We start from the raw sequence: 21,578 nt of genomic DNA on the forward strand, positions 1-21,578 counted from the left end.
CATCCAGTAATCTCACCGGCTCATTAGGTCCAATCCGAATGCCATAATCCAAAGATAAAACTACTTGGCGAAAGCCAGAAATTTTAGTATAATTACCGTGTTGGATATGGTTTTTCTTCATAAATTAATTATACCAACAAAAAAGGCCCTTTAGGGCCTTTTTTCTTATATAAATATAGCAATAATGCGGCTTGAAGATGCTTATATATCTTCAAGCCGCATTAATAGTTTTAGGAGTTGTATTTCGTTACAGCCCCACTTTAAATTGTACTGCCCTTAATATATTAATGAACACCAACTCTACTTACACATAATTAAGTAATTAATTACACATAATCAATTACTTATACATGATCAATTAAATATAATACAGTACTAATATCATTCAATGGCATAATATGGACGCCGTGAGCAATCTTTTTAATTTCGAGCAAGATTTCTAAGGCAATTTCTAAACCAGCTTCCTTACCACCTTGTTCCATCCGTTTTAAAATGGACTCAGTCAAAGAAATGCCCGGTACTTTAGTATGCAAATAATTTGCCATTTTAAAACTCTTTAAAGGAATTAAGCCTAACATAACAGGTAAGCCTAAAGGAGCTACCATATCGATAAATCGTTTGGCTTTTTCTAAATCATAAATAGGCTGTGTTTGAATAAAATTAGCGCCTGCTTCTACTTTGCGTATAATTTTAGCTTTTTCTTCCTCCAAATCATCAGCCCCTGGATTGCCCGTAGTGCCAATATAAAAATTCGTTGCCTCATCCAAAGGATTCCCTGCCAAATCAAACCCAGAATTTAAAGTATGAGCAATTTGTAATAACCCCATGGAGTCCACTTCAAAAACAGGCTTTGCATTTGGATGATCACCGCGCGCTGGTTCGTCACCAGTAAGGGTTAAAATATTATCTACACCCAAAGCTGCTGCCCCTAATAATTCAGCCTGCAAACCTAAAATATTACGATCTCGACAAGTCAAATGGAAAATCGTATCTATCTGTGCACGATATTTAATTAAATGGGCTAACGCAATAGGACTCATGCGCAATTTAGCCATTGGACAATCCGCAATATTAATAGCATCTACCCTATCCATCAATTGAGCTGCTTCCTTAAACGTTTTTGTCACTGATGCACTCTTTGGTGGATCTAATTCTACTGTAATTGTAAATTGTCCTGCTTTATGTTTATCTCGTAATGATGCAACCATCGTATCCCCAACTCTCTCAATCAAACTATATCTAAACTGTGGTGCCAGCCTCTTTCTCTGACATTTGATTAACTTTCAATCAAACTATTTTTAAAACTAGCTTCGTTACTAGTCATCACCTAAAAGACGTTTCACAATATTAACAGCACTAATGCCATCCTTCGCATAGCTATCAGCCCCTGCTTTATCAGCATATTCCTGGGTCAAAACAGCACCGCCTACAATCACTTTAGAAGGCAACCCCGCATCCCGAATAGCTTGAATTGTTACGTCAATCATAGGCATGGTGGTCGTCATTAAGGAACAAATCCCCACTACGGTAGCTTTTTCTCGTTTAACAGCGGCTACAATTTCTGCAGGGTCCACATCTTTTCCTAAGTCAACCACTCGATAGCCATTATTTTCTAGCAAAGCGGCCACAATATTTTTGCCTAAGTCATGAATATCTCCTTTTACCGTGGCTACAATTACGGTATCTCGCGTAATACCATCACTTTCTGGCAATACTCGCTTAATCGTTTGAAAGGCCCCTTGCATAGCTTCCGCAGCCAACATAACTTGTGGTAAAAAAACTTTACCACTACCAAACTTATCGCCCACCACATTCATAGCTTCCGACAAAGCTTGTTTGGTAATTTTCAAAGGATCAATACCTGCGGCCAATGCCTTTTCTACCAATTCAATAACTAATTCTTTTTCCCCTTGTTCGACAGCATGCTGAATATTTTCTAATGGATCTTTACTCGTGAAACTAACAGCTTCGGTTTGCTTCGCCGTTACCGCACCTGTTGGCACTACCTCCTCATCATGACCATAATCTGCAATAAATTCTGCCGCTGCCGGATCAAACCCAAGTAAGGTACGGCCTGCTATAAAAGCTTTTTTTACAGTTCCATTTAATGGATTTAAAATAGGCGCCGTTAAACCATGTGATAAGGCCATCGTTAAAAATTGACTATTCAAATAAGGTCGTTGTGGTAGACCAAAGGACACATTGGATAGGCCCATAACGGTAGGAAATCCAAAGGTTTCTTTATACATCGCCAAGGTTCTCAAAGTCTGTACGGCACTATCTTGCCCACTGGCTAAAGTAAGTACTAGAGGGTCTAATAATAAGTCCTCACTACGTAAGCCCACAGCATAAGCGGCCAAAACAATTTCTTTGGCTAGCGCTACCCGTTCTTCGGCTGTAGCCGGTAAATCACCTTTTCCTAAAGGTAAACAAAGTACGGCAGCCCCATATCGTTTAGCTAGCGGCAAGACCCTCTCTAATTGTTCTGGTTCCGCATTTACCGAGTTAATTAAAGGACGTCCTGGATACGCCTTTAAGCCAGCTTCCATAGCATCTGGATCCAAGGTATCAATGGATAACGGCACATCTACCAACATAGTGAGTTCCATAATAGCTCGTTTCATAGTTGCTACGACATCCACATCAGGAACGCCCATATTCACATCTAATACATCAGCCCCTGCAGCCACTTGAGCTAAGGCATCTCGTTTCACCATGGCAAAACTGCCTTCTTTAATTTCTTTAGCCAATACCTTACGGCCTGTTGGATTAATGCGCTCCCCAATAATAATAGGCTTTTCTGTATGACCTACTTTAACAAAGCTAGTCCGACTAGTAAACGCAGTAAATGGCACTACCTCCGTCCGCTCTTTAGGACTGTGATTATGAGCTGCTTTGGCAATCTCAGCAATATGAGCGGGCGTACTGCCACAACAAGCGCCCACAAAAGTAGCACCTGCATCCAGTAAGTCTGGAACATAAGCACCCATTTCTGCTGGTGACAAAGGGAATACGGTTTCTTTCCCCACTAACATAGGCATCCCTGCATTAGGCTGAGCACTAATTGGCAAATTAGTTACCGAAGCTAAGCGCCCCACCAAAGGAATTAATTGTTCAGGTCCTAAAGAACAGTTAATGCCCACTACATCAGCCCCCGTAGCCTCTACCATAATAGCCGCCGCTTCTGGTGGTGTGCCTGTAATTGTACGGCCATCTTCACTAAAAGAAAATTGGCAAATAATAGTTACCTCTGCTTTACTTTTATGGAGCGTTTCACGGGCATCACGAGCAGCTAAAAGAGCAGCCCGCATTTCTTGCACATCTATAATGGTTTCAATAATGATAAAATCAACGCCCGCTTCAATCAAAGCTAGGGCCTGTTCGTAATAGGTAGCATACACTTCATCAAAGGAAATTTGACCCAATGGTTCTATAAATTGACCAGTCGGTCCCATAGAACCAGCCACTTTAGCCTCTGGTTTCACTGCTTCAATGGCTGCTTTAGCGGCTCTTACGGCAGCGGTATTAATTTCTTTAACTCGATGTTCCAGTCCATAATCAGCTAATTTTAAACCACAAGCTCCAAAGGTATTGGTGGTTACAATATCACTGCCATTTTTTAAATAAGCGGCATGAATGCCCGTAACGATCTCTGGATGATCCACATTAAATAACTCAGGGCATTCCCCTTCCACTAAGCCTGACTGCTGTAGCATTGTCCCCATAGCGCCATCAAAAATATACATTATATCGCCTCATCTCTCTATATTAATTTCCTATCTTCTGTCGTGATATGTCGTAATATGTCTATAATAGATTTATTATAATAATAAATCCATTATAATTTTTATAACTTTATAGTTTTCGTGATGCACAATTTACTTGAGTACAAGACGTACACCCTCGTTTAGTCGTCATCGTTTCACCATTAGGCATACAACCTATAATGGCGGTAACAGATTTACGTGGAAATAATAAAAACGTATCCGTTACAGCTAGATCTATACTATCGGTGCCCGTAATGGCGGCTAAATCTTTTTGAACTTCTAAGGCCCAATTGCCATAGCCTGGGCTGAAACGCCAAGTCGTAGTATAGCCCACTTTAGCGGCTTCTTTTTTTATGATTTCATTTACTTGATCCGCCACTTGTTCTACGGCCGTTGTGGCCGCTGCATCTACTAATAGACCTAAGGTATAATTGCCTTCTTTAAATAATTCAGCACTCCGTAGCTCTACTCCTTCCCCAATGGTTACAGCTAACACATAGACTTTTGTCGCTTTAGCTAAGTGTTGACGAATCGACGTGCCTTCCAGCTGTAATGGTGGATTACTCTTAATTAACCCCGTTTCAGCTTCATACTCATACACTTCATAAACGCCTTTAGGCGCTGCCACTAATTGTACTTCTAAACAAGCATCGGCTACTAATTGCTTTGGAAAATCGGTGGCCTGTCGTAAACCTGCATAGCGTGTGGCTTCAGCTATATCAATCTGTGGTAAACGGCCATTATAAATTGCCATACGCTCGCCCCTCTCTGCTTTTTGCCATAAAAAAACCTCCATCCAATATAGATAGAGGACCTCACCTTATCTGTCAGTTTCCTGTTGGAAGTAGCACCTTGCTAGGCTGGTTGCTGGATATCATAGGGCCAAGTCCCTCCATCGCTCTTGATAAGGTCAACATATAAAACTAGGATACCGTCAATGCTATAGATTGTCAAGAAAAACCCCTAAGTATGACCGCTTTAACCTATATGTAAAAAATACACTTAGTTATAGGTAAAAACTTCAACTCAGGGGTTATGACTGCCTATACAAAATAAATAGGACCACAGCTATGTAATTATAATAAAGGTTTTAACTTAATATCCTTTGGTTTACGAGGATACGGTTTAGGCGTATGCCCCATCTTACGAACATAAATAATAGCCCGCTTATCTGTTAAAGTCGGTAATTGCACTGGTTTCACCATTGCAATTTTGCCTTTTAATATTTGCAAAGCCTTCGTAGCTTCTTTGCTTTCGTCTTCATAGGCAGCCCCTTTTAACGCTACCATATAGCCATTTTGTTTCACATAAGGTAAGGCCCATTCTAATAAAATAGGCAAGCGTGCTACAGCGCGACTTGTTACAATATCATAAGCCTCTCGATGTGCTGCTGTATGACTTACATCTTCAGCACGGCCATGTAAGGTTGTCACATTAAGTAAGCCCAATTCTTTAATAACCGATTCTAAAAAGATAAGCCGCTTTTGTAAGGAGTCAAACAAAGTAATCTTCAAATCAGGGCGCATAATGGCTAAGGGAATCCCTGGAAATCCAGCACCGGTGCCCAAATCTAATAGGCTGGCGCCTACCTTAAATACCACGGGCTCCGTGCTTGAAGTAATACCTTCTTCATTAACACCATTAATACCATTAACACCATTAACACCATTAACAGCCTTAGCTTCGCTATCTTTCGTTACTACACCTTGTACGTCATCTAATGCTGTTAACGAATCCACAAAATGTTTCACCGCTACTTCGTGAGGTTCGGTAATGGCTGTTAAATTTAAGCTTTTATTTGTTTCTATGAGCATTTCATAATAAGTAGTAAATTGCTCTAATTGTTTTGCCGTTGCTTCTATCCCCACCGCTTCTAATTGAGCCGCTAAATTATCAGTAAAGTTCATAGGCCCTCCTAGGACTGTTGTTCACGACGATACTGTTCTAATTGAATAAGCAATACCGACACATCGGCTGGTGAAACGCCTGAAATACGACTAGCTTGGCCAATGGAATGCGGTTTAATTTGTGCTAATTTCTGTTTTGCTTCTAAAGAAATTCCCTTCATAGCTTCATAATCCCAATCAGCAGGAATAATCTTTTCTTCTAATTTACGAACTTTAGCTACTTGTTCCATTTGCTTTTTAATATACCCATCATAGGTAATCATAATGTCAATTTCTTCTTCTACATCAGGGGTATAGCGCGTTAATTGAAAAGCTTCCGCCACATCACCATAGGATAATTCATTACGTTTTACCAAATCAAAAGCTTTAATCCCTGTTTTAATAGGAGCTGTACCCATAGCTTCTAATTTAGCTTGCACTTCATTAGATGGATTAATTGGCGTGTTGTGTAATTCAGCTAGGCCTTGCTCAATTAACTCTTTTTTAGCTTTAAATCGAGCATACCGTTCTTCCGTTACCAGGCCAATTTCATAGCCTTTTTCGGTTAAACGCATATCTGCATTATCTTGCCGTAATAATAAACGATATTCACTACGACTCGTCATCATGCGATACGGTTCTTTCGTACCTTTTGTTACTAAATCATCAATTAATACACCAATATAGGCTTCGGAACGAGATAAAATAAAAGGCTCTTTTCCTTGTAAATATAGAGCTGCATTAATTCCAGCCATCAAACCTTGAGCCGCTGCTTCTTCATAGCCAGACGTGCCATTGGCTTGCCCAGCTGAATATAAGCCTTTAATCGTCTTAACTTGTAACGCTGGTGTCAATTGTAAAGGATTTAAGCAATCATACTCAATGGCATAGGCAGGGCGCATAATTTCTACATTTTCAAGGCCTGGAATAGTACGCAAAAATTTATACTGTACATCAATTGGCAAACTTGTACTCATTCCTTGTACATACATTTCGTTCGTATGATTGCCTTCTGGCTCAACAAATAATTGATGACGATTCTTATCACTAAAACGCACTACCTTATCTTCAATGGATGGGCAATAGCGAGGGCCAGTACCTTCAATAATACCGGTATACATAGGCGCACGATTCAAGTTAGCACGAATAATATCATGCGTTTCTTCACTGGTATAAGTTAACCAACATACCTGTTCATTGCGGTTTGTCCAATCAGACATAAAGGAGAAAGAGCGATACATACCATCGCCCGGTTGCTCCGTCATATGATCTAAGGTAAGTGTGCGTTTATCTACACGAGCTGGTGTGCCTGTTTTAAAACGCATTAATTCAATACCATGTTTACGCAAAGAATCAGATAATAATTCAGCGGTTCGCTGCCCATTAGGACCACCGGTATACGTCAATTCGCCAGTAATAATCTTGCCTTTTAAATAAGTTCCGGTACAAAGAATAATGGCTTTCGCTTCATATACTTCTCCTAATTCGCTTAGAATCCCCTTTACTTCACCATCTTCAATGAGTAATTCATTGACCATAATTTGTTTTACATTCAAATTATCTGTATTTTCAAGGGTTTCTTTCATCAAGCGCTGATACGCCACTTTATCTGATTGCGCGCGTAAGGAATGGACCGCTGGCCCTTTCCCCGTATTAAGCATACGCATCTGAATAGCCGTAGCATCGGCATTGATAGCCATTTGACCTCCTAGGGCATCTAATTCATAGACCAAATGACTTTTACCAGGACCACCTACCGCTGGATTACATGGCATAAGGGCAATATTATCTAAATTAAGGGTCGCCATTAAGGTACGTTGACCCATACGTGCTGTAGCAAGTGCTGCTTCACAACCAGCATGGCCACCACCAATGACAATAACATCATACGTATCAACTGTGTACATACTATCTCCTATCCCTCTCTCGAGGCTATCTTATTTTCCTAGGCAGAAACGACTAAATAATTCATCTACCATAGATTCTCGTAAACTATCCCCAGTAATATCCCCTAAACGTTCCCAAGCCTCACGCATATCGGTCACTACAAAATCCACTGGCAAGCCAGCTTCAATAGTTTCTAAGGACGTGTGCAATTGGCTTTTAGCTTGTTCCATTAAAGTAATATGACGGACATTGCTCAATAGAGCCGTCGATTCATTTTGAACCGTGCCACCATAAACTAATTCTTTTACCGCTTTGGCTAATACCTCCATGCCTTCGCCCTTAGCCGCACTAATGGTGGCTACTACAGTAAACGTACCATAGGTATTAACCATAGCCTCTGTCACAACAGACCCTTTATCCGCTTTATTGAGGAACACGATGGTATTTTTACCAGATGTATGACGCAACATAGCTTCTTCATCAGCCGTTAAAGGCTTAGATGCATCAATTACACAAATTACAATCTGCGCTGACTCTAAATATTCTTTAGCTCGATCAACGCCTATTTTTTCTACAATATCCTCTGTTTCACGAATCCCTGCTGTATCGATTAAGCGCACCGGAATACCTTCAATGGTAATGGCTTCTTCAATGCTATCACGGGTCGTTCCTGGTACATCTGTTACAATGGCTCGATTTTCTCGAAGTAACGCATTCATGAGGCTAGATTTGCCTGCATTAGGACGCCCTACAATAGCCGTAATAATCCCATCACGCAATAAACGACCACGATTAGCCGTAGCTAGTAAATTGTCAATTTGTGCTAAAATTGGTCGCAATTTAGCCGCTGTTTCATCCATCGTAAGTTCTTCAATATCTTCTTCAGGATAATCAATGGCCACTTCTAAATGGGCAATCAACGCTATTAAATCTTCTCGAATGGTACGAATTAATTGGGCTAAGGTACCATCTAATTGCTTAACGGCTACAGATAAGGACTGTTCCGATTTAGCTTCAATAATATCTATAATAGCTTCTGCCTGAGTTAAATCGATACGGCCATTTAAAAAAGCTCGTTTCGTAAACTCTCCAGGTTCCGCTAAGCGGGCCCCTTGGCAAAGCAACACTTTCAAAATTTCACGCACCACCACGATACCGCCGTGACACTGTATTTCTATTACATCCTCAGCTGTAAAGGATTGAGGACCTCGCATAATTAAAAGTAACACCTCATCCAGCACTTCATTGTCTTTCTGAGGATCTATAATATGACCATATTGAATGGTTCGATTAGGCCGTTTTTCTAAAGGTACGGTTCCCTTAGCTTGAAATAATGTGCTCACTATTTCAAAGCAACGAGTGCCACTCACTCGAATAATGCCCACCCCGCCAATGCCGGGCGGCGTAGCAATAGCAGCAATCGTATCTTCTGTATACATGGTTTGCTCCTCTATAGCAACTATATTACCTACTGTTCAATTAATATAAGCTAACCAAACGTACGATATAGATCTAGTAAAAATAAAACCCGATCATAGATCGGGTTTTATGACTCGCACATAGCTTATCGTTTATAAGCAATGACTACGTGACGATATGGTTCTTCACCTTCACTATCAGTCACAATATGTGGTTCGTTTTGAAGTGTTAAATGAATGATTTTACGCTCAAACGCACTCATTGGCTCTAAGGAAATCTTTTGACGATTTCGTTTTACCTTTGAAGCTAAGCGCTTAGCTAAATTCACCAACGTTTCTTCACGACGAGCTCGATAATTTTCCACATCTACCACAATATGGCAATGACCAGCTACTTCTTTGTTGGCCACTAAATTGGTTAAATATTGAATAGCATCCAAAGTTTGACCATGTTTACCAATCAAAATTCCCAATTCTTCGCCATGAATCTGGAATGTAATTTTATCAGCTGTCATCATTTTTTCAATCTGCACTGTTAAGCCCATATTAGCAAACATATCTTGTAAGAATTGTTTACCTTTATCAGCTATGCGGATTTGTTCTTCTTTTGAAATAGCTTCCCGCTGTGGTTTTACCGTAGCCGCTACCTCAGCAGTAACCTCAGCAACAGCAGCTACCGTTGTTTCCACAGCTTCTGCCACTTTAACTTCTGTTTCAGCAACCGTTGCTTTAACTTCGTTCACCGTTTCAGTCACTTCATCAGCTACAACTGCCACTGTTTCATTAACTGCAGCCGCTACTTTTTCAGTAACCGGTGCTTCTTCAAAGTATAAACGCACTAACGCATCGCGACGGCCAATACCTAAAAAACCACTAGAAGGCTGTTCTAATACTTTAGTATCAGCTACTACTTTACCATCTTCTTTAAGCTGGGCCGTTCCTTTCGCCACTGCTTCGTCGATAGTTTTTGCCGAAATTTCAAGATAATCCATAATTAAGCCTCCTTATTATCATTGCGATAGATAAAGAATTGCTGAATCATTTGGAATACATTTGATACAACCCAGTAAATAACCAAACCGCTTGGGAAGTTTAAACTGATATAACCAATGAATAAAGGCATAAAAATCTGCATGATTTTTTGTTGCCCTGCCGCTACACCAGAGTTATCACCAGCTGTTTGTTTACTCATTACAAATGTAGAAAGAGCACTCAAAACAGGTAAAATATACAAATGATCCGCTTCACCTAAACTTGGCAACCATAAAAAGCTTTCATAGGCTGGGTCATATGGATACCCTTGTAAGGCATAGAAAATAGCAATTAAGAATGGCATTTGCACAAGTAATGGCAAACAACCTGATAAAGGATTAACACCTAATTCTTTATACATTTTAGCAATTTCTTGTTGCGCTTTTTGTGGATCATTCTTATACTTCTTCTGAATCTCTTTCATTTTAGGCTGCAACTTTTGCATGCCCTTCATGGATTTAACCTGCTTCGCCGTTAATGGTGCCAATACAGCTTTAATAGCAATGGTCAAAATGATAATCGCTATACCATAGCTTGGGAACCCAATGGCTTGCGTAAGATTGTAACAATACGTAAGCAAGGTTCGCATAAAATCAACTAATACCTGAAAAATTTCCAATAGTCTTCTCCTTACGAGTATTGATGACGAATACAAATGGCCTTTGCGTGTCCATATACGTTATGGTATGGTCTATATTTCATCCATACAGACACTTTGACATTTCCAAATTTGTGTTATTACGGAAGTGGATCGTAGCCACCAGGATTAAAGGGGTGACAACGTAAAATGCGCCGAATTCCTAAATAACTGCCTTTAAAAGGTCCATATTTGCGTAATGCTTCCAAGGTATACGTCGAACATGAGGGATAAAATCGACAAGTTTTAGGCTTCAATGGAGAGATTCCATAGCGATAAAATTGTACCAATCCAATGAAAAGCCAATTTAATGCGCCCATTAATAGGGTTACAAGGCGTTTCATAACATAGCCTCTTTCTAAGCATCACTATTTTTCAATAGCTTACTTTTCTTAAAAAGATACATCATTTCTTTACGCGCTTGCTCATACGTAGCTTCAGCCATGCGAGCACGACCTACTACCACAATGGCATACCCTTCTCTAATAGCATGCTGATTAAGGCGATATACCTCTTTCATTAAACGACGAGCACGATTACGTTCCACAGCACCGCCAACCTTTTTGCCCGTAACAAAACCGATACGAGTTGGTTGTTTGGCTACTGGCATACGATAGACCACACAAAGACGACCTACTTCATAATTGCCATGTTTATAGACAAGACGATATTCATTATTTTTACGAATTCTTCGTGCTTTATCTAGGGTAAACGTTAATTCACTCATACTTTCTTCCTATGCCATTATGAATAGAAAAACTTGGCAGCAGCGCCAAGTTTTTTTCTCCTGCCTAAAAGCTATTATATTATGCAGATAATTTCTTTCTGCCTTTAGCACGACGTCTTTTTAAAACAAGACGACCGCCAATAGTCTTCATACGTTCACGGAAACCATGAGTACGTTTTCTCCAAAGCGTATTTGGCTGATATGTACGTTTCATGTATAAAACACCTCCTCGAGATTGGTCTAGTAATTACTTATACCATAACAGCATAATTATAAATATAAACCCTTATAATGTCAATAGCTATGTGCCTTCTCTTATATTTTATTTACAAATATATATACATTATACCCTATATTGTATGTAATGAAACATAAACCTACTACTTTTGGTTACGATAGATGCTATTTAGAGATATCCACAACTAGCAATGACAAGCCCGCTATTTTCTGCTAAAATATTAAGTGACAAAATAAAACAGGACAAACATATTGTGAGTATCTAACCACAGGTTATCAACAAGATATACACAACTTATACACTTGTTATCCACATTTAATCTATTTATCGTATAAAGTCAGTGTTTATCTAAGGTGTTAGCCTTTTTATTTTTCTTTTTTTACTGTAAACAAAGAACTTATACACAGATACAGTTATTTTATTTATCCACTTATTCACAATATATTACACCTAGGAAGGATACGGTATGTCAAACATAAATCTTAATGATTTTTGGAACAAGGTATATGAAGATATAAAAAAACTACTACCAAAGCCAGTTTTAGAAAGTAGTATTCTTCTCTTGTTGCCTCTTACTTTAGATGAAAATAATAAAATATTAACTTTAATGACTATGCAACCACATGTCAAAGACTACATTGAACAAGAGCCAAAAGCAAATAATGTGCTTCATAACTCAGTTAATAATATTTGGCAACGTTTATCAAAAAGTAATTCGAAATTAACAATTATAATTGATGTAGTAGCTGACAAAGAGCCAACCATTATTAGTGAACCTTCAGAGTCAGTAGGAATTCCAGTATATACAGCAAAAACTACTAATCAAATAGTAGATGTAGAACAAATAACACCGATAAATAAGGAAACTCTAACAAATGATTCATTTTTAGAGAATCAAACTAATATTGAAAATACTGTAAAAACTAATATAGATACAACGACTCAATTCAATACACAAAACAATGATCAACAACTCAAAGGCTATGATCAATTAGCGCAACGCTTTGGCTTGCCACCCATTTCTAATGAACCACCGCAAACACCTTCCGTTCCTCCTACTTATGAGGAACCTGTAAAAGTATTAGCCCAACCACCAGTAAGTCGTCCTCCAATAAAGCGACCTTACATTCCTGAAGAACCAGCCATGGGCTCAGACTCTTTATTTCCGCACTTAGAACCAACTAATATGGCTCCCCAAGATGCCAATACGATTTTAAATGAAAATAATAAATCCATTTTACAATTAAATCCAGCCTATACTTTTGATACCTTTATTCCTGGTGGTTCCAGTCAAATGGCTTATGTAGCGGCTCAAAATATTGCAGAAAATCCAGCTACCCGTTACAATCCATTCTTTATTTATGGTAAATCAGGCTTAGGTAAAACACATTTAATGCATGCTATTGGTAACGAAATAAAACGTCGCTATCCAGCACTACGCATTATGTGTATTACGAGTGAAAATTTCTTAAACCTTTTTGTGCAAGCCATTCGTTTTAAAAAGAACGAAGAATTCCGCAACACCTTCCGCAAAGTAGATGTCCTATTAATTGATGATATTCAGTTCATTCAAGACAATCGCTATGCTGGTACCCAAATGGAATTTTTCCATACCTTTAATGCTTTAACAGATGGTAAAAAACAAATCGTACTCACCAGTGATACCTTACCGCAAGATATGGATCAAATGGAAGATCGTTTAAAAACCCGCTTTAATTCTGGTCTAGTCGTTACCATTGAACCACCAAATTCAGAAACACTAGAGGCTATTACTAAGTCCTATATAGATAAGCAACGCGAACTCTTGCCAGAGTTACGCATTCCTAATGAAGTGATTCGCTTCTTTGGCACTACTTATTATAATCGCAGTGTCCGTGATTTACAGGGCGCTCTTATTAAATTAATTAGCGCTGCTGAAATGGAACAAAAATTAGATCAAATTACAGTGGAATATGCGCGCTATGTATTGCGTGATTTAATTCCTGAAACGGAAGAAACTATTTTATCCATTACCTATATTCAAGATTTCATTGCTGATTATTTCAAAATAAAAAAAGAACTATTAGTAGGGCAGAAACGAAATAAACAATATGCCCATCCACGACAAATTGCCATGTATTTATGCCGCGAACTAATTAATGAAAGTTATCCACAAATTTCCCAAGCTTTTGGTAAAAAAGACCATACTACTGCGATTCATGCGTATACTAAAATTAGCGAAGATATGGAAAAGAATGCTGATTTAAAGCGGATGATAAGCGATATCATTAGTAAAATTAACGGTCATACATAATTATAATTAGGGTGTGGATAACTCTGTGAATAAGCTGTTTATAATTTGTGTTTAACTTACAACTTTTAAACAGTTTCCCAAAAGTAAGTTCATATGTGGATAAATTTACTTTTCCGTTCACATACTTATACGCATGTGGAAAACTTAGTTAAAATGCTACTTTTTAACACTTATCCACTTATCCACCGCCCCTACTACTAAGACTACTAATAATTAAAAATTAATCACATCAGTATTAGTAAAGGAGTACCTATGAAAATTCAATTTTCAAAAGACACATTACAGAAAGCACTTAATGCCTTAGCTAAAGTAAGTCAAAACAAAACAAGTTCTAATTTACCAGGTGCTATTTATATAACTACTAAAAATGGTAAAGTAGAAATGCAAGCCAATGATTATGAAATTGGTATTCGTATTACTATTGATGCCCATATTATTGAAGAAGGCACCATCGTATTAAGCACTCGTTATTTCCAGGAATGGGTTCGTAAAACACCGACTGATACGATTACTTTAGAATCTAATGAAGATACAAAGCAGTTAGTATTACGTTCTGAAAGTTCACAATTTAACTTAATCATGATGGATGCTAGTGAATTTAACTTAGTAGAACAAATTCATGATGAATACCATATTGATGTAGATGGTGAACAATTTAAACAAATGATTGATTTAACCAATTATGCAGCAGCTAGTGATGATGATCGCCCTATTTTTACTGGCGCTTTATTAGAAGGTGAAGGTAATAATTTAACTATGGTAGCTACCGATACGCACCGTATGGCTGTTAAAAAGATTACTTTAACAGAAACAATGCCAACGGCTATGCGTATTCTAATCCCAACTAAAACCTTAGCGGAAGTATCTCGTTTGTTACCAACTGATCAGCCAACTATGGTTCGCATTATTTGGAATCGCACGAATGTAGTGTTCTTATTTGATACTATTTATTTATTCTCACGACTCATTGAAGGTCAATATCCAGACTATGAAAAAGTAATTCCTTCTCAATTTGATTCCAATGCTATCTTAAATAGTCGTGATTTTGCAGGCGCTGTTGATCGCGTATCTTTATTAGCTAAAGATGCTAGCTATAATGTTATTCGTTATGATTGGAATGATAAAGAAGTTACTTTATCCACGCAAAATGCTGAAATTGGCATGGCCAAAGAAGAAGTCCTTTGTGAATTTAATGGCACACCATTTACGATTTCCTTTAATGGTCGATACATTGGTGATATTTTACGTCACAGCAGTGGTGATCGTATCCATTTATATTTAAAACAAAATGGTCCTGTTGTTATTCGTCAAGATGACAATCCAAACTATACCTATGTTGTAACACCAGTGCGGACTAACTAAGCGCTGAGTTAGGAGAAAACTATGAACACTAAGAAGGAACCAATTCAAGTTGAAATTCATACCCCTTATATTAAATTGGATCAATTATTAAAATTTGAACAAATTATTGGAACCGGTGGACAAGTTAAATTTTTATTAGATGATCAAAAAATAACTGTTAATGGTGAAATTTGCCATGAAAAGCGCAAAAAAATCTATCCTGATGATGTAGTTGAAATTCAAGGTATAGGCACTTTACTAGTCGTACAAGAGGAGGCTGACGAGTGAACATTCACTCCTTAGAGCTCGTTAATTTTCGTAACTATACGCAAGCTAATTGGACCTTTCCACCACATATAATTGTTCTTTATGGACCTAATGGCGTAGGGAAAAGTAATATTTTAGAAGCCCTTTATGTAAGTACCATTGGTAAAAGCTATCGCACGAATGATACGCAAGATTTATTACAATTTGGTGCTACTGAAGCAGGCATTATTGTGGAATTTATAAAGCAAGATACTAAGCAGAAAATCAATTTACGGTTAAGTGGTAAGGAAAAGAAAGATATTCGTCTTAATGGCAATCGAATTTTGCAAAAAGAATTGATGGGCACCTTGAATACGGTTATTTTTAGCCCAGAGGATTTGCAATTAATAAAAGGCAGTCCGTCCTTACGGCGTCGCTTTTTAGATATAGAAATTTCACAAACTAGCGCTTTATATTATCAACAATTGCGCATGTATAATAAAATATTACAGCAGCGCAATAAAGTGCTGAAAGATTCCTATGGTAAACGTAAGGTATCCTTAGCAGAATGGGATTATCAGCTGGCAGAAACAGGCTCGTTTATTATAAAAAAACGGCTGGATAGTTTGCGTAAGATTAATTTGCTCTTAGATTTGATGAATCGCCGTTTGACAGGTGGCAAAGAAAATTTAAAACTGACCTATGACCAGCACCAAAGTGAAGGTTCCTATATAGTTGAACCAGAAGCCTTGTATAATCAATTACAAGCTAATTTGCCGGTAGATCGTCAGCGTATGAGTACGTCTTTTGGCCCTCATCGTGATGATTTAGGCTTTTTCTCAGGGCCTATTGATTTAAAACGATTTGGCTCTCAAGGGCAACAACGAACTGCTATTTTATCACTTAAATTGAGTGAGTTAGAATATATTAAGTCGGAAGTCGGTGAATATCCGATTTTGTTGCTTGACGATGTATTAAGTGAATTAGATAAAGAACGACGACAAAACTTATTACAGTTTATTCATAAACGAATTCAAACGTTTATTACTACGACCGATTTAGAAGAAGTGCAGCATTTAACTGATGTAGCCTTAGTTAATTGTGAAAGGCGGTGAGACCATGAATAGCAAAGATGAAAATACAGCGTCTATTAAGGATAAAACAGGAGCCCATGGCACTACAGCTGATAGTACAAAAGAACCAGTGGTAGATTATATAACGAACCTTACGGATAGTCATCGTTCCGCGGGGCCTGTAGGTTATAAAAGAGATGCTTATATTAAGCAATATGATGCCCATTTAGATAGTAAATATAGTCAGTTTAAAGTATTTCAAAGCTTTGCTATTATGCGTCTTTACCATGATTGGCCTAAGGTAGTGGGACCTTTATTGGGGAAGCAAACTAGGATTATGGCCATTGCGCCACCTATAATAAAAGTAGGTGCTTTAAATTCACCTTGTTTGCAACAATTGCAAATGATGAAACGACAATTATTGCAAAAAGTTAATGCTTATTATGGCAAGGAACTTATAAAGGATGTACAGCTTTCTATGTATCGGCAAAGCTATATTAAGGATGAAGGGCAAGTTTATTATGGCACTACTGGTAAAACAGAGCAGTATGAAAGGCCTTTATTAAATTTTGAGGCTATTCCTATTAATGAGGCAGAGCTAGCTCAGATTGATAAGGTAGTGGCTATGATTCCAGATCCCAAAATGCGTGAGTTATTCAGAGAGACTCAGATTAAACAATATAAGAAAACAAAGTATTTGAAGGACCATGGGTATCATGCTTGTGCTCACTGTGATACATTAGTAGGGCCGGAAGATACCCTTTGTATGAATTGCATTTTAAAAGCTAAAGAAAAAGCAAACCATGCGTATCGGCAGCATATTGAAAGTATTAAGTCACTTTTATTTGAACAACCACATTTAGTCTATGAGGCTGTATGTAAACAAATACCACTGTGTTCTATGGTTGATTATCAGCTAGCCCATAGGGAATGTGTATATTTTTTTAGAAATCGCGTAATTCGTGAAGCCTCTGATGATAATTATGATATATATATGCTGCTCATGTTGATTACTCATAAGCAGGCACAGCAATTGGACAAAGATTTTGTGCAAAATGCAGTAAAAAAAATGCGCTCTCAATATGAGCAAAAAATAGCTAAGTATAATCGACATTAAATAATTAAGAAAGTGATGGGATTTAATTATGTTTGTACATTTATCAGATATGTATAGTGTATCTATTGAGGATATAGTAGCGGTAGTTCAAGATATTCCACTATTAAAGGGACGGCGCCGTCGCAATAAGCAGTGGCAAAATAGTGAAGTAATCCATGTATTTCCTGATGAGCCGATTGAAAGTTATTTAGTAACGGTTGATGCCATTTATGGTTTAAGTATGTCAATTACGGGCGTAGGACGGCGTTTACAGCGGGCAGCTACAGGAATTCCCGTTAGCTTATACACAAAACGATAAAAATAGAGTATAATTAAGGGTAAATCTTTAAAAAAAGTAAATCCTAACAATATAGAGTTAATTACTACTAAAATAGGGAGGATATAGGATGGCAGAACAAAATTATAGTGCCGATAATATACAGGTCTTAGAAGGTCTGGAAGCGGTACGTTGTCGCCCAGGGATGTATATTGGTAGTACATCTTCTAAAGGGCTACACCATTTAGTGTATGAAGTGGTTGATAATAGTGTGGACGAAGCCTTGGCTGGTTATTGTACGCATATTGAAGTAAATATTAATGAAGACAATAGTATTACGGTTATTGACGATGGCCGTGGTATTCCTTGTGGCATGCATGAAACGGGGGTACCAGCGGTTGAGTTAGTATTGACTAAGCTTCATGCAGGCGGTAAATTTGGTGGCGGCGGCTACAAAGTATCAGGTGGTCTTCATGGTGTAGGTATTTCTGTAGTTAATGCCTTAAGCGAATGGACGATTGTCAAAGTTCGTCAAGATGGGAAAGAACATGAAATTACCTTTGAACGTGGTCATTTAAAAACACCATTAAAGGTCATTGGTGAAGCTAAGGATACGGGGACAACCGTTATTTTTAAACCAGATGCTGAAATTTTTGAAACGACTGTGTTTGATTTCAGTGTATTGCGTACTCGTTTGCAAGAATTAGCTTTTTTAAATAAGGGGTTACGCATTACCTTAACAGATAAGCGCGCCGAAGAACCAATCGTTGAAAGCTTTATGTACGAAGGGGGCATTGTATCCTTCGTAGAATTCTTAAATGAAAATAAAGATTTAGTAAATCCTACGATTATTGACGTGGAAAATACACGGGATGATGTAGTGGTGGATGTTGCATTCCAATACAATGATGGGTACAGCGAAAATCTTTTATCCTTTGTTAATAATATTAATACCATTGATGGGGGAACTCATTTAAGCGGTTTCCGTAGTGCTTTAACACGTACCCTCAATGATTATGGCCGCAAAGCAGGCTTAATTAAAGATAATGAAAGTAATTTGTCTGGCGACGATGTACGTGAAGGCTTGACGGCAGTAGTTAGTGTGAAAGTATTAAATCCTCAGTTTGAAGGTCAAACTAAGGCTAAACTAGGAAATAGTGAAGTAAAGGGGATTACCGATACGGTAGTGTCTGAAGGACTTAAAACATTCTTAGAAGAACATCCAGCTGAAGCTAAACGCATTATTGATAAGGCAACGACAGCTAATAGAGCTCGTGAAGCAGCGCGTAAAGCCCGTGAATTAACACGTCGTAAGAATGCGTTAGAAATTAGTTCGTTGCCAGGTAAATTAGCCGATTGTTCTGAAAAAGATCCATTAATGACTGAAATTTATTTAGTCGAAGGGGATTCCGCTGGTGGTAGTGCTAAACAAGGGCGTGATCGTCGTTATCAAGCAATTTTACCATTGCGTGGTAAGATTCTAAATGTGGAAAAAGCTCGCTTAGATAAAATTTTAGCCAATAATGAAATTCGTTCCATGATTACGGCTTTTGGTACGGGGATTGGGGAAGAATTTGATTTAGCCAAGAGTCGCTATCATAAAATTATTATCATGACTGATGCGGACGTTGATGGTGCCCATATTCGTACATTGTTGTTAACTTTCTTCTATCGTTATATGAAACCATTAATTGAAGAAGGGCGTGTCTATATTGCCCAGCCACCTTTATATCAAATTAAAAAAGGTAAAGGTCATTGGTATGTGTATAGCGATGCAGAAATGGCAGCTAAATTAGATGAAATTGGCCGCGATAATATTACGATTCAACGTTACAAAGGTCTTGGGGAAATGAACCCAGAACAGCTCTGGGAAACAACCATGAATCCTGAAAATCGTACTATTTTGCAAGTAAGTTTAGAAGATTCTATTGAAGCGGATAAAATTTTTAGTGTCCTCATGGGTGATAAGGTAGAACCTCGCCGTAAATTCATTGAAGATAATGCAAAATTAGTTCGTAATTTGGATTTATAACAGGGGGGAGGCTATCTAGTGAGTAGCGAAGCGAATAATAAATTAAAACGAAGTCTAAAATCGCGTCATATGAATATGATTGCGCTAGGTGGAGCCATTGGTACTGGTTTATTTGTAGCTGGTGGTGAAGTAGTTAGTACTGCTGGCCCTGGTGGTGCCTTAGTGGCCTATGGTTTTATTGGTATTATGGTGTATTTCTTAATGACTAGTCTTGGTGAAATGGCCACCTATTTACCGGTACCAGGTTCCTTTGGAACCTATGCATCTCGTTATGTAGATCCTGCTTTTGGGTTTGCTTTGGGGTGGAATTATTGGTTTAACTGGGCTATTACATTGGCTGCTGAATTGGTAGCAGGTGCTTTAATCATGAAATATTGGTTCCCAGATATTCCAGCTATTGTATGGTCAGCTTTATTCTTATGTGCTTTATTTTTGATGAACTATTTATCTACCCGTTCCTTTGGGGAAAGTGAATATTTCTTTTCCAGCATGAAAGTTATTACTGTATTTGTGTTCCTCTTTGTAGGCACCATGTTGATTTTAGGAATTGGTGGCACTTCGCCAGGGTTTGAAAACTGGACTCGTGGCGATGCTCCGTTTGTTGGTGGTTTTGGTGCTATTTTAGCTATCTTCATGGTAGCTGGTTTCTCCTTCCAAGGTACTGAGTTAATCGGTGTAGCTGCCGGGGAATCAGAAGATCCAGAAAAGAATATTCCCAAAGCTATCCATTCTATTTTCTGGCGTATTTTATTATTCTATATTGGTGCTTTTACAGTGATTGGCTTCTTAATTCCTTATGATGATCCTAATTTGTTAAATGCCAGTGTAGAAAACATTGCTATTAGTCCTTTTACTTTAGTATTGGATCGATTTGGTTTTGCCTTTGCTGCTAGCTTTATTAATGCCATTATTTTAACAGCTGTATTATCAGCTGGTAATTCTGGTTTATATGCATCAACTCGTATGTTGTATGCTATGGCTAAAGAAGGCGATGCGCCTCAGGTATTTGCTAAAGTAAATTCTCGTGGCGTGCCAGTACCAGCGCTTTTAGCAACGGCTGCCTTTGGGGTATTTGCGTTCTTAACCTCTTTAATTGGTGAAGGGACAGCTTATAACTGGTTAATTAATATTAGTGGTATGAGTGGTTTTATTGCTTGGTTAGGTATTGCTATTGCCCATTATCGTTTCCGTCGTGCGTTCCATGAACAAGGTAAGAGCTTAGATTCTATTCCATTTAAAGCTTTATTCTTCCCCTTTGGTCCAATTTTCGCGATGATTTTATGTTTAATCATCATTGCTGGCCAAAATTACACAGCTTTTACTGGTGATACGATTGACTGGTATGGCGCTAGTGTGGCTTACATTGGCATTCCTGTATTCTTGTTAGTATATGCTAGTTATAAGGCTAAAAATAAGACTCATATTATTCCGTTAAAAGAAGTTAATTTAGAACGGGATTATGAAAAATAGAAAAAATTAAATTTAATGCTTGACTTGAAGTTAACTTCAAGTTCTATAATAAGTTCCGTAGTCATAAGTAAGGCAATTATTTATGGCTATGGAGCTTTTTATTTTAGAACTATTGAAACATTATATTCAATAAATAGAGATGATAGTAGAAAGGATAT

Annotated in this window: 19 protein-coding genes and 1 riboswitch; of the genes, 8 read left to right on the forward strand and 11 right to left on the reverse strand. The window is 38.0% G+C overall.

Annotated features, from left to right (window positions below; all coding sequences use genetic code 11):
* Positions 1-344 precede the first annotated feature (344 nt).
* From VER_RS08050 to rpmH, 11 genes are all read right to left on the reverse strand, one after another.
* Positions 345-1,208 (reverse strand): methylenetetrahydrofolate reductase, encoded by an 864-nt coding sequence (locus VER_RS08050; RefSeq protein ID WP_162100324.1) that lies wholly within the window; start codon positions 1,206-1,208, stop codon positions 345-347.
* Positions 1,209-1,316: 108 nt separating this feature from the next.
* Positions 1,317-3,746: a homocysteine S-methyltransferase family protein gene (locus VER_RS08055; RefSeq protein ID WP_162100325.1), complete on the reverse strand. Its 2,430-nt coding sequence runs from the start codon at positions 3,744-3,746 to the stop codon at positions 1,317-1,319.
* Positions 3,747-3,855: 109 nt separating this feature from the next.
* Positions 3,856-4,521, reverse strand: a complete 666-nt coding sequence (locus VER_RS08060; RefSeq protein ID WP_162100326.1) for a methionine synthase — start codon at positions 4,519-4,521, stop codon at positions 3,856-3,858.
* A gap of 63 nt (positions 4,522-4,584) precedes the next feature.
* Positions 4,585-4,678, reverse strand: a riboswitch (SAM riboswitch).
* Between the two features lie 165 nt (positions 4,679-4,843).
* Complete coding sequence (gene rsmG, locus VER_RS08065) at positions 4,844-5,674, reverse strand: 16S rRNA (guanine(527)-N(7))-methyltransferase RsmG (RefSeq protein WP_162100327.1); 831 nt, start codon at positions 5,672-5,674, stop codon at positions 4,844-4,846.
* Positions 5,675-5,682: 8 nt separating this feature from the next.
* Complete coding sequence (gene mnmG / locus VER_RS08070; protein ID WP_162100328.1) at positions 5,683-7,560, reverse strand: tRNA uridine-5-carboxymethylaminomethyl(34) synthesis enzyme MnmG; 1,878 nt, start codon at positions 7,558-7,560, stop codon at positions 5,683-5,685.
* Positions 7,561-7,590: 30 nt separating this feature from the next.
* Entirely contained in the window at positions 7,591-8,979 is a 1,389-nt protein-coding gene (gene mnmE / locus VER_RS08075; RefSeq protein WP_162100329.1) for a tRNA uridine-5-carboxymethylaminomethyl(34) synthesis GTPase MnmE, read from the reverse strand.
* Positions 8,980-9,104: 125 nt separating this feature from the next.
* A complete protein-coding gene (jag, locus tag VER_RS08080) occupies positions 9,105-9,950 on the reverse strand; it encodes an RNA-binding cell elongation regulator Jag/EloR (protein ID WP_162100330.1) in 846 nt (281 codons plus the stop codon).
* Positions 9,951-9,952: 2 nt separating this feature from the next.
* Complete coding sequence (locus VER_RS08085; RefSeq protein ID WP_162100357.1) at positions 9,953-10,579, reverse strand: YidC/Oxa1 family membrane protein insertase; 627 nt, start codon at positions 10,577-10,579, stop codon at positions 9,953-9,955.
* A gap of 149 nt (positions 10,580-10,728) precedes the next feature.
* A complete protein-coding gene (gene yidD, locus VER_RS08090; protein WP_162100331.1) occupies positions 10,729-10,971 on the reverse strand; it encodes a membrane protein insertion efficiency factor YidD in 243 nt (80 codons plus the stop codon).
* Between the two features lie 14 nt (positions 10,972-10,985).
* Positions 10,986-11,354 (reverse strand): ribonuclease P protein component, encoded by a 369-nt coding sequence (gene rnpA / locus VER_RS08095; RefSeq protein ID WP_162100332.1) that lies wholly within the window; start codon positions 11,352-11,354, stop codon positions 10,986-10,988.
* Positions 11,355-11,433: 79 nt separating this feature from the next.
* Positions 11,434-11,568, reverse strand: a complete 135-nt coding sequence (rpmH, locus tag VER_RS08100) for a 50S ribosomal protein L34 (RefSeq protein ID WP_006555255.1) — start codon at positions 11,566-11,568, stop codon at positions 11,434-11,436.
* A gap of 490 nt (positions 11,569-12,058) precedes the next feature.
* Between rpmH and dnaA the strand changes: the two genes are divergently transcribed.
* From dnaA to VER_RS08140, 8 genes are all read left to right on the forward strand, one after another.
* Complete coding sequence (dnaA, locus tag VER_RS08105; RefSeq protein WP_162100333.1) at positions 12,059-13,885, forward strand: chromosomal replication initiator protein DnaA; 1,827 nt, start codon at positions 12,059-12,061, stop codon at positions 13,883-13,885.
* Between the two features lie 252 nt (positions 13,886-14,137).
* Positions 14,138-15,247 (forward strand): DNA polymerase III subunit beta, encoded by a 1,110-nt coding sequence (dnaN, locus tag VER_RS08110; protein ID WP_162100334.1) that lies wholly within the window; start codon positions 14,138-14,140, stop codon positions 15,245-15,247.
* A gap of 21 nt (positions 15,248-15,268) precedes the next feature.
* Positions 15,269-15,514, forward strand: a complete 246-nt coding sequence (locus VER_RS08115) for an RNA-binding S4 domain-containing protein (protein WP_162100335.1) — start codon at positions 15,269-15,271, stop codon at positions 15,512-15,514.
* Positions 15,511-16,587 (forward strand): DNA replication/repair protein RecF, encoded by a 1,077-nt coding sequence (gene recF, locus VER_RS08120; protein ID WP_162100336.1) that lies wholly within the window; start codon positions 15,511-15,513, stop codon positions 16,585-16,587. The genes VER_RS08115 and recF overlap by 4 nt, the downstream gene beginning before the upstream one ends.
* A gap of 4 nt (positions 16,588-16,591) precedes the next feature.
* Positions 16,592-17,662 carry a DUF721 domain-containing protein gene (locus tag VER_RS08125; RefSeq protein WP_162100337.1) on the forward strand — a complete coding sequence of 357 codons (1,071 nt, stop codon included), beginning with the start codon at positions 16,592-16,594 and terminating at the stop codon, positions 17,660-17,662.
* 28 nt (positions 17,663-17,690) lie between these two features.
* Positions 17,691-17,960, forward strand: a complete 270-nt coding sequence (locus VER_RS08130; RefSeq protein ID WP_162100338.1) for a hypothetical protein — start codon at positions 17,691-17,693, stop codon at positions 17,958-17,960.
* An 88-nt stretch (positions 17,961-18,048) separates the two neighbouring features.
* Positions 18,049-19,950, forward strand: a complete 1,902-nt coding sequence (gyrB, locus tag VER_RS08135; RefSeq protein ID WP_162100339.1) for a DNA topoisomerase (ATP-hydrolyzing) subunit B — start codon at positions 18,049-18,051, stop codon at positions 19,948-19,950.
* A 69-nt stretch (positions 19,951-20,019) separates the two neighbouring features.
* Complete coding sequence (locus VER_RS08140; RefSeq protein ID WP_238390190.1) at positions 20,020-21,420, forward strand: amino acid permease; 1,401 nt, start codon at positions 20,020-20,022, stop codon at positions 21,418-21,420.
* Positions 21,421-21,578: the final 158 nt, after the last annotated feature.

Source organism: Veillonella sp. R32 (assembly GCF_010093125.1).
Taxonomy (GTDB): domain Bacteria; phylum Bacillota; class Negativicutes; order Veillonellales; family Veillonellaceae; genus Veillonella_A.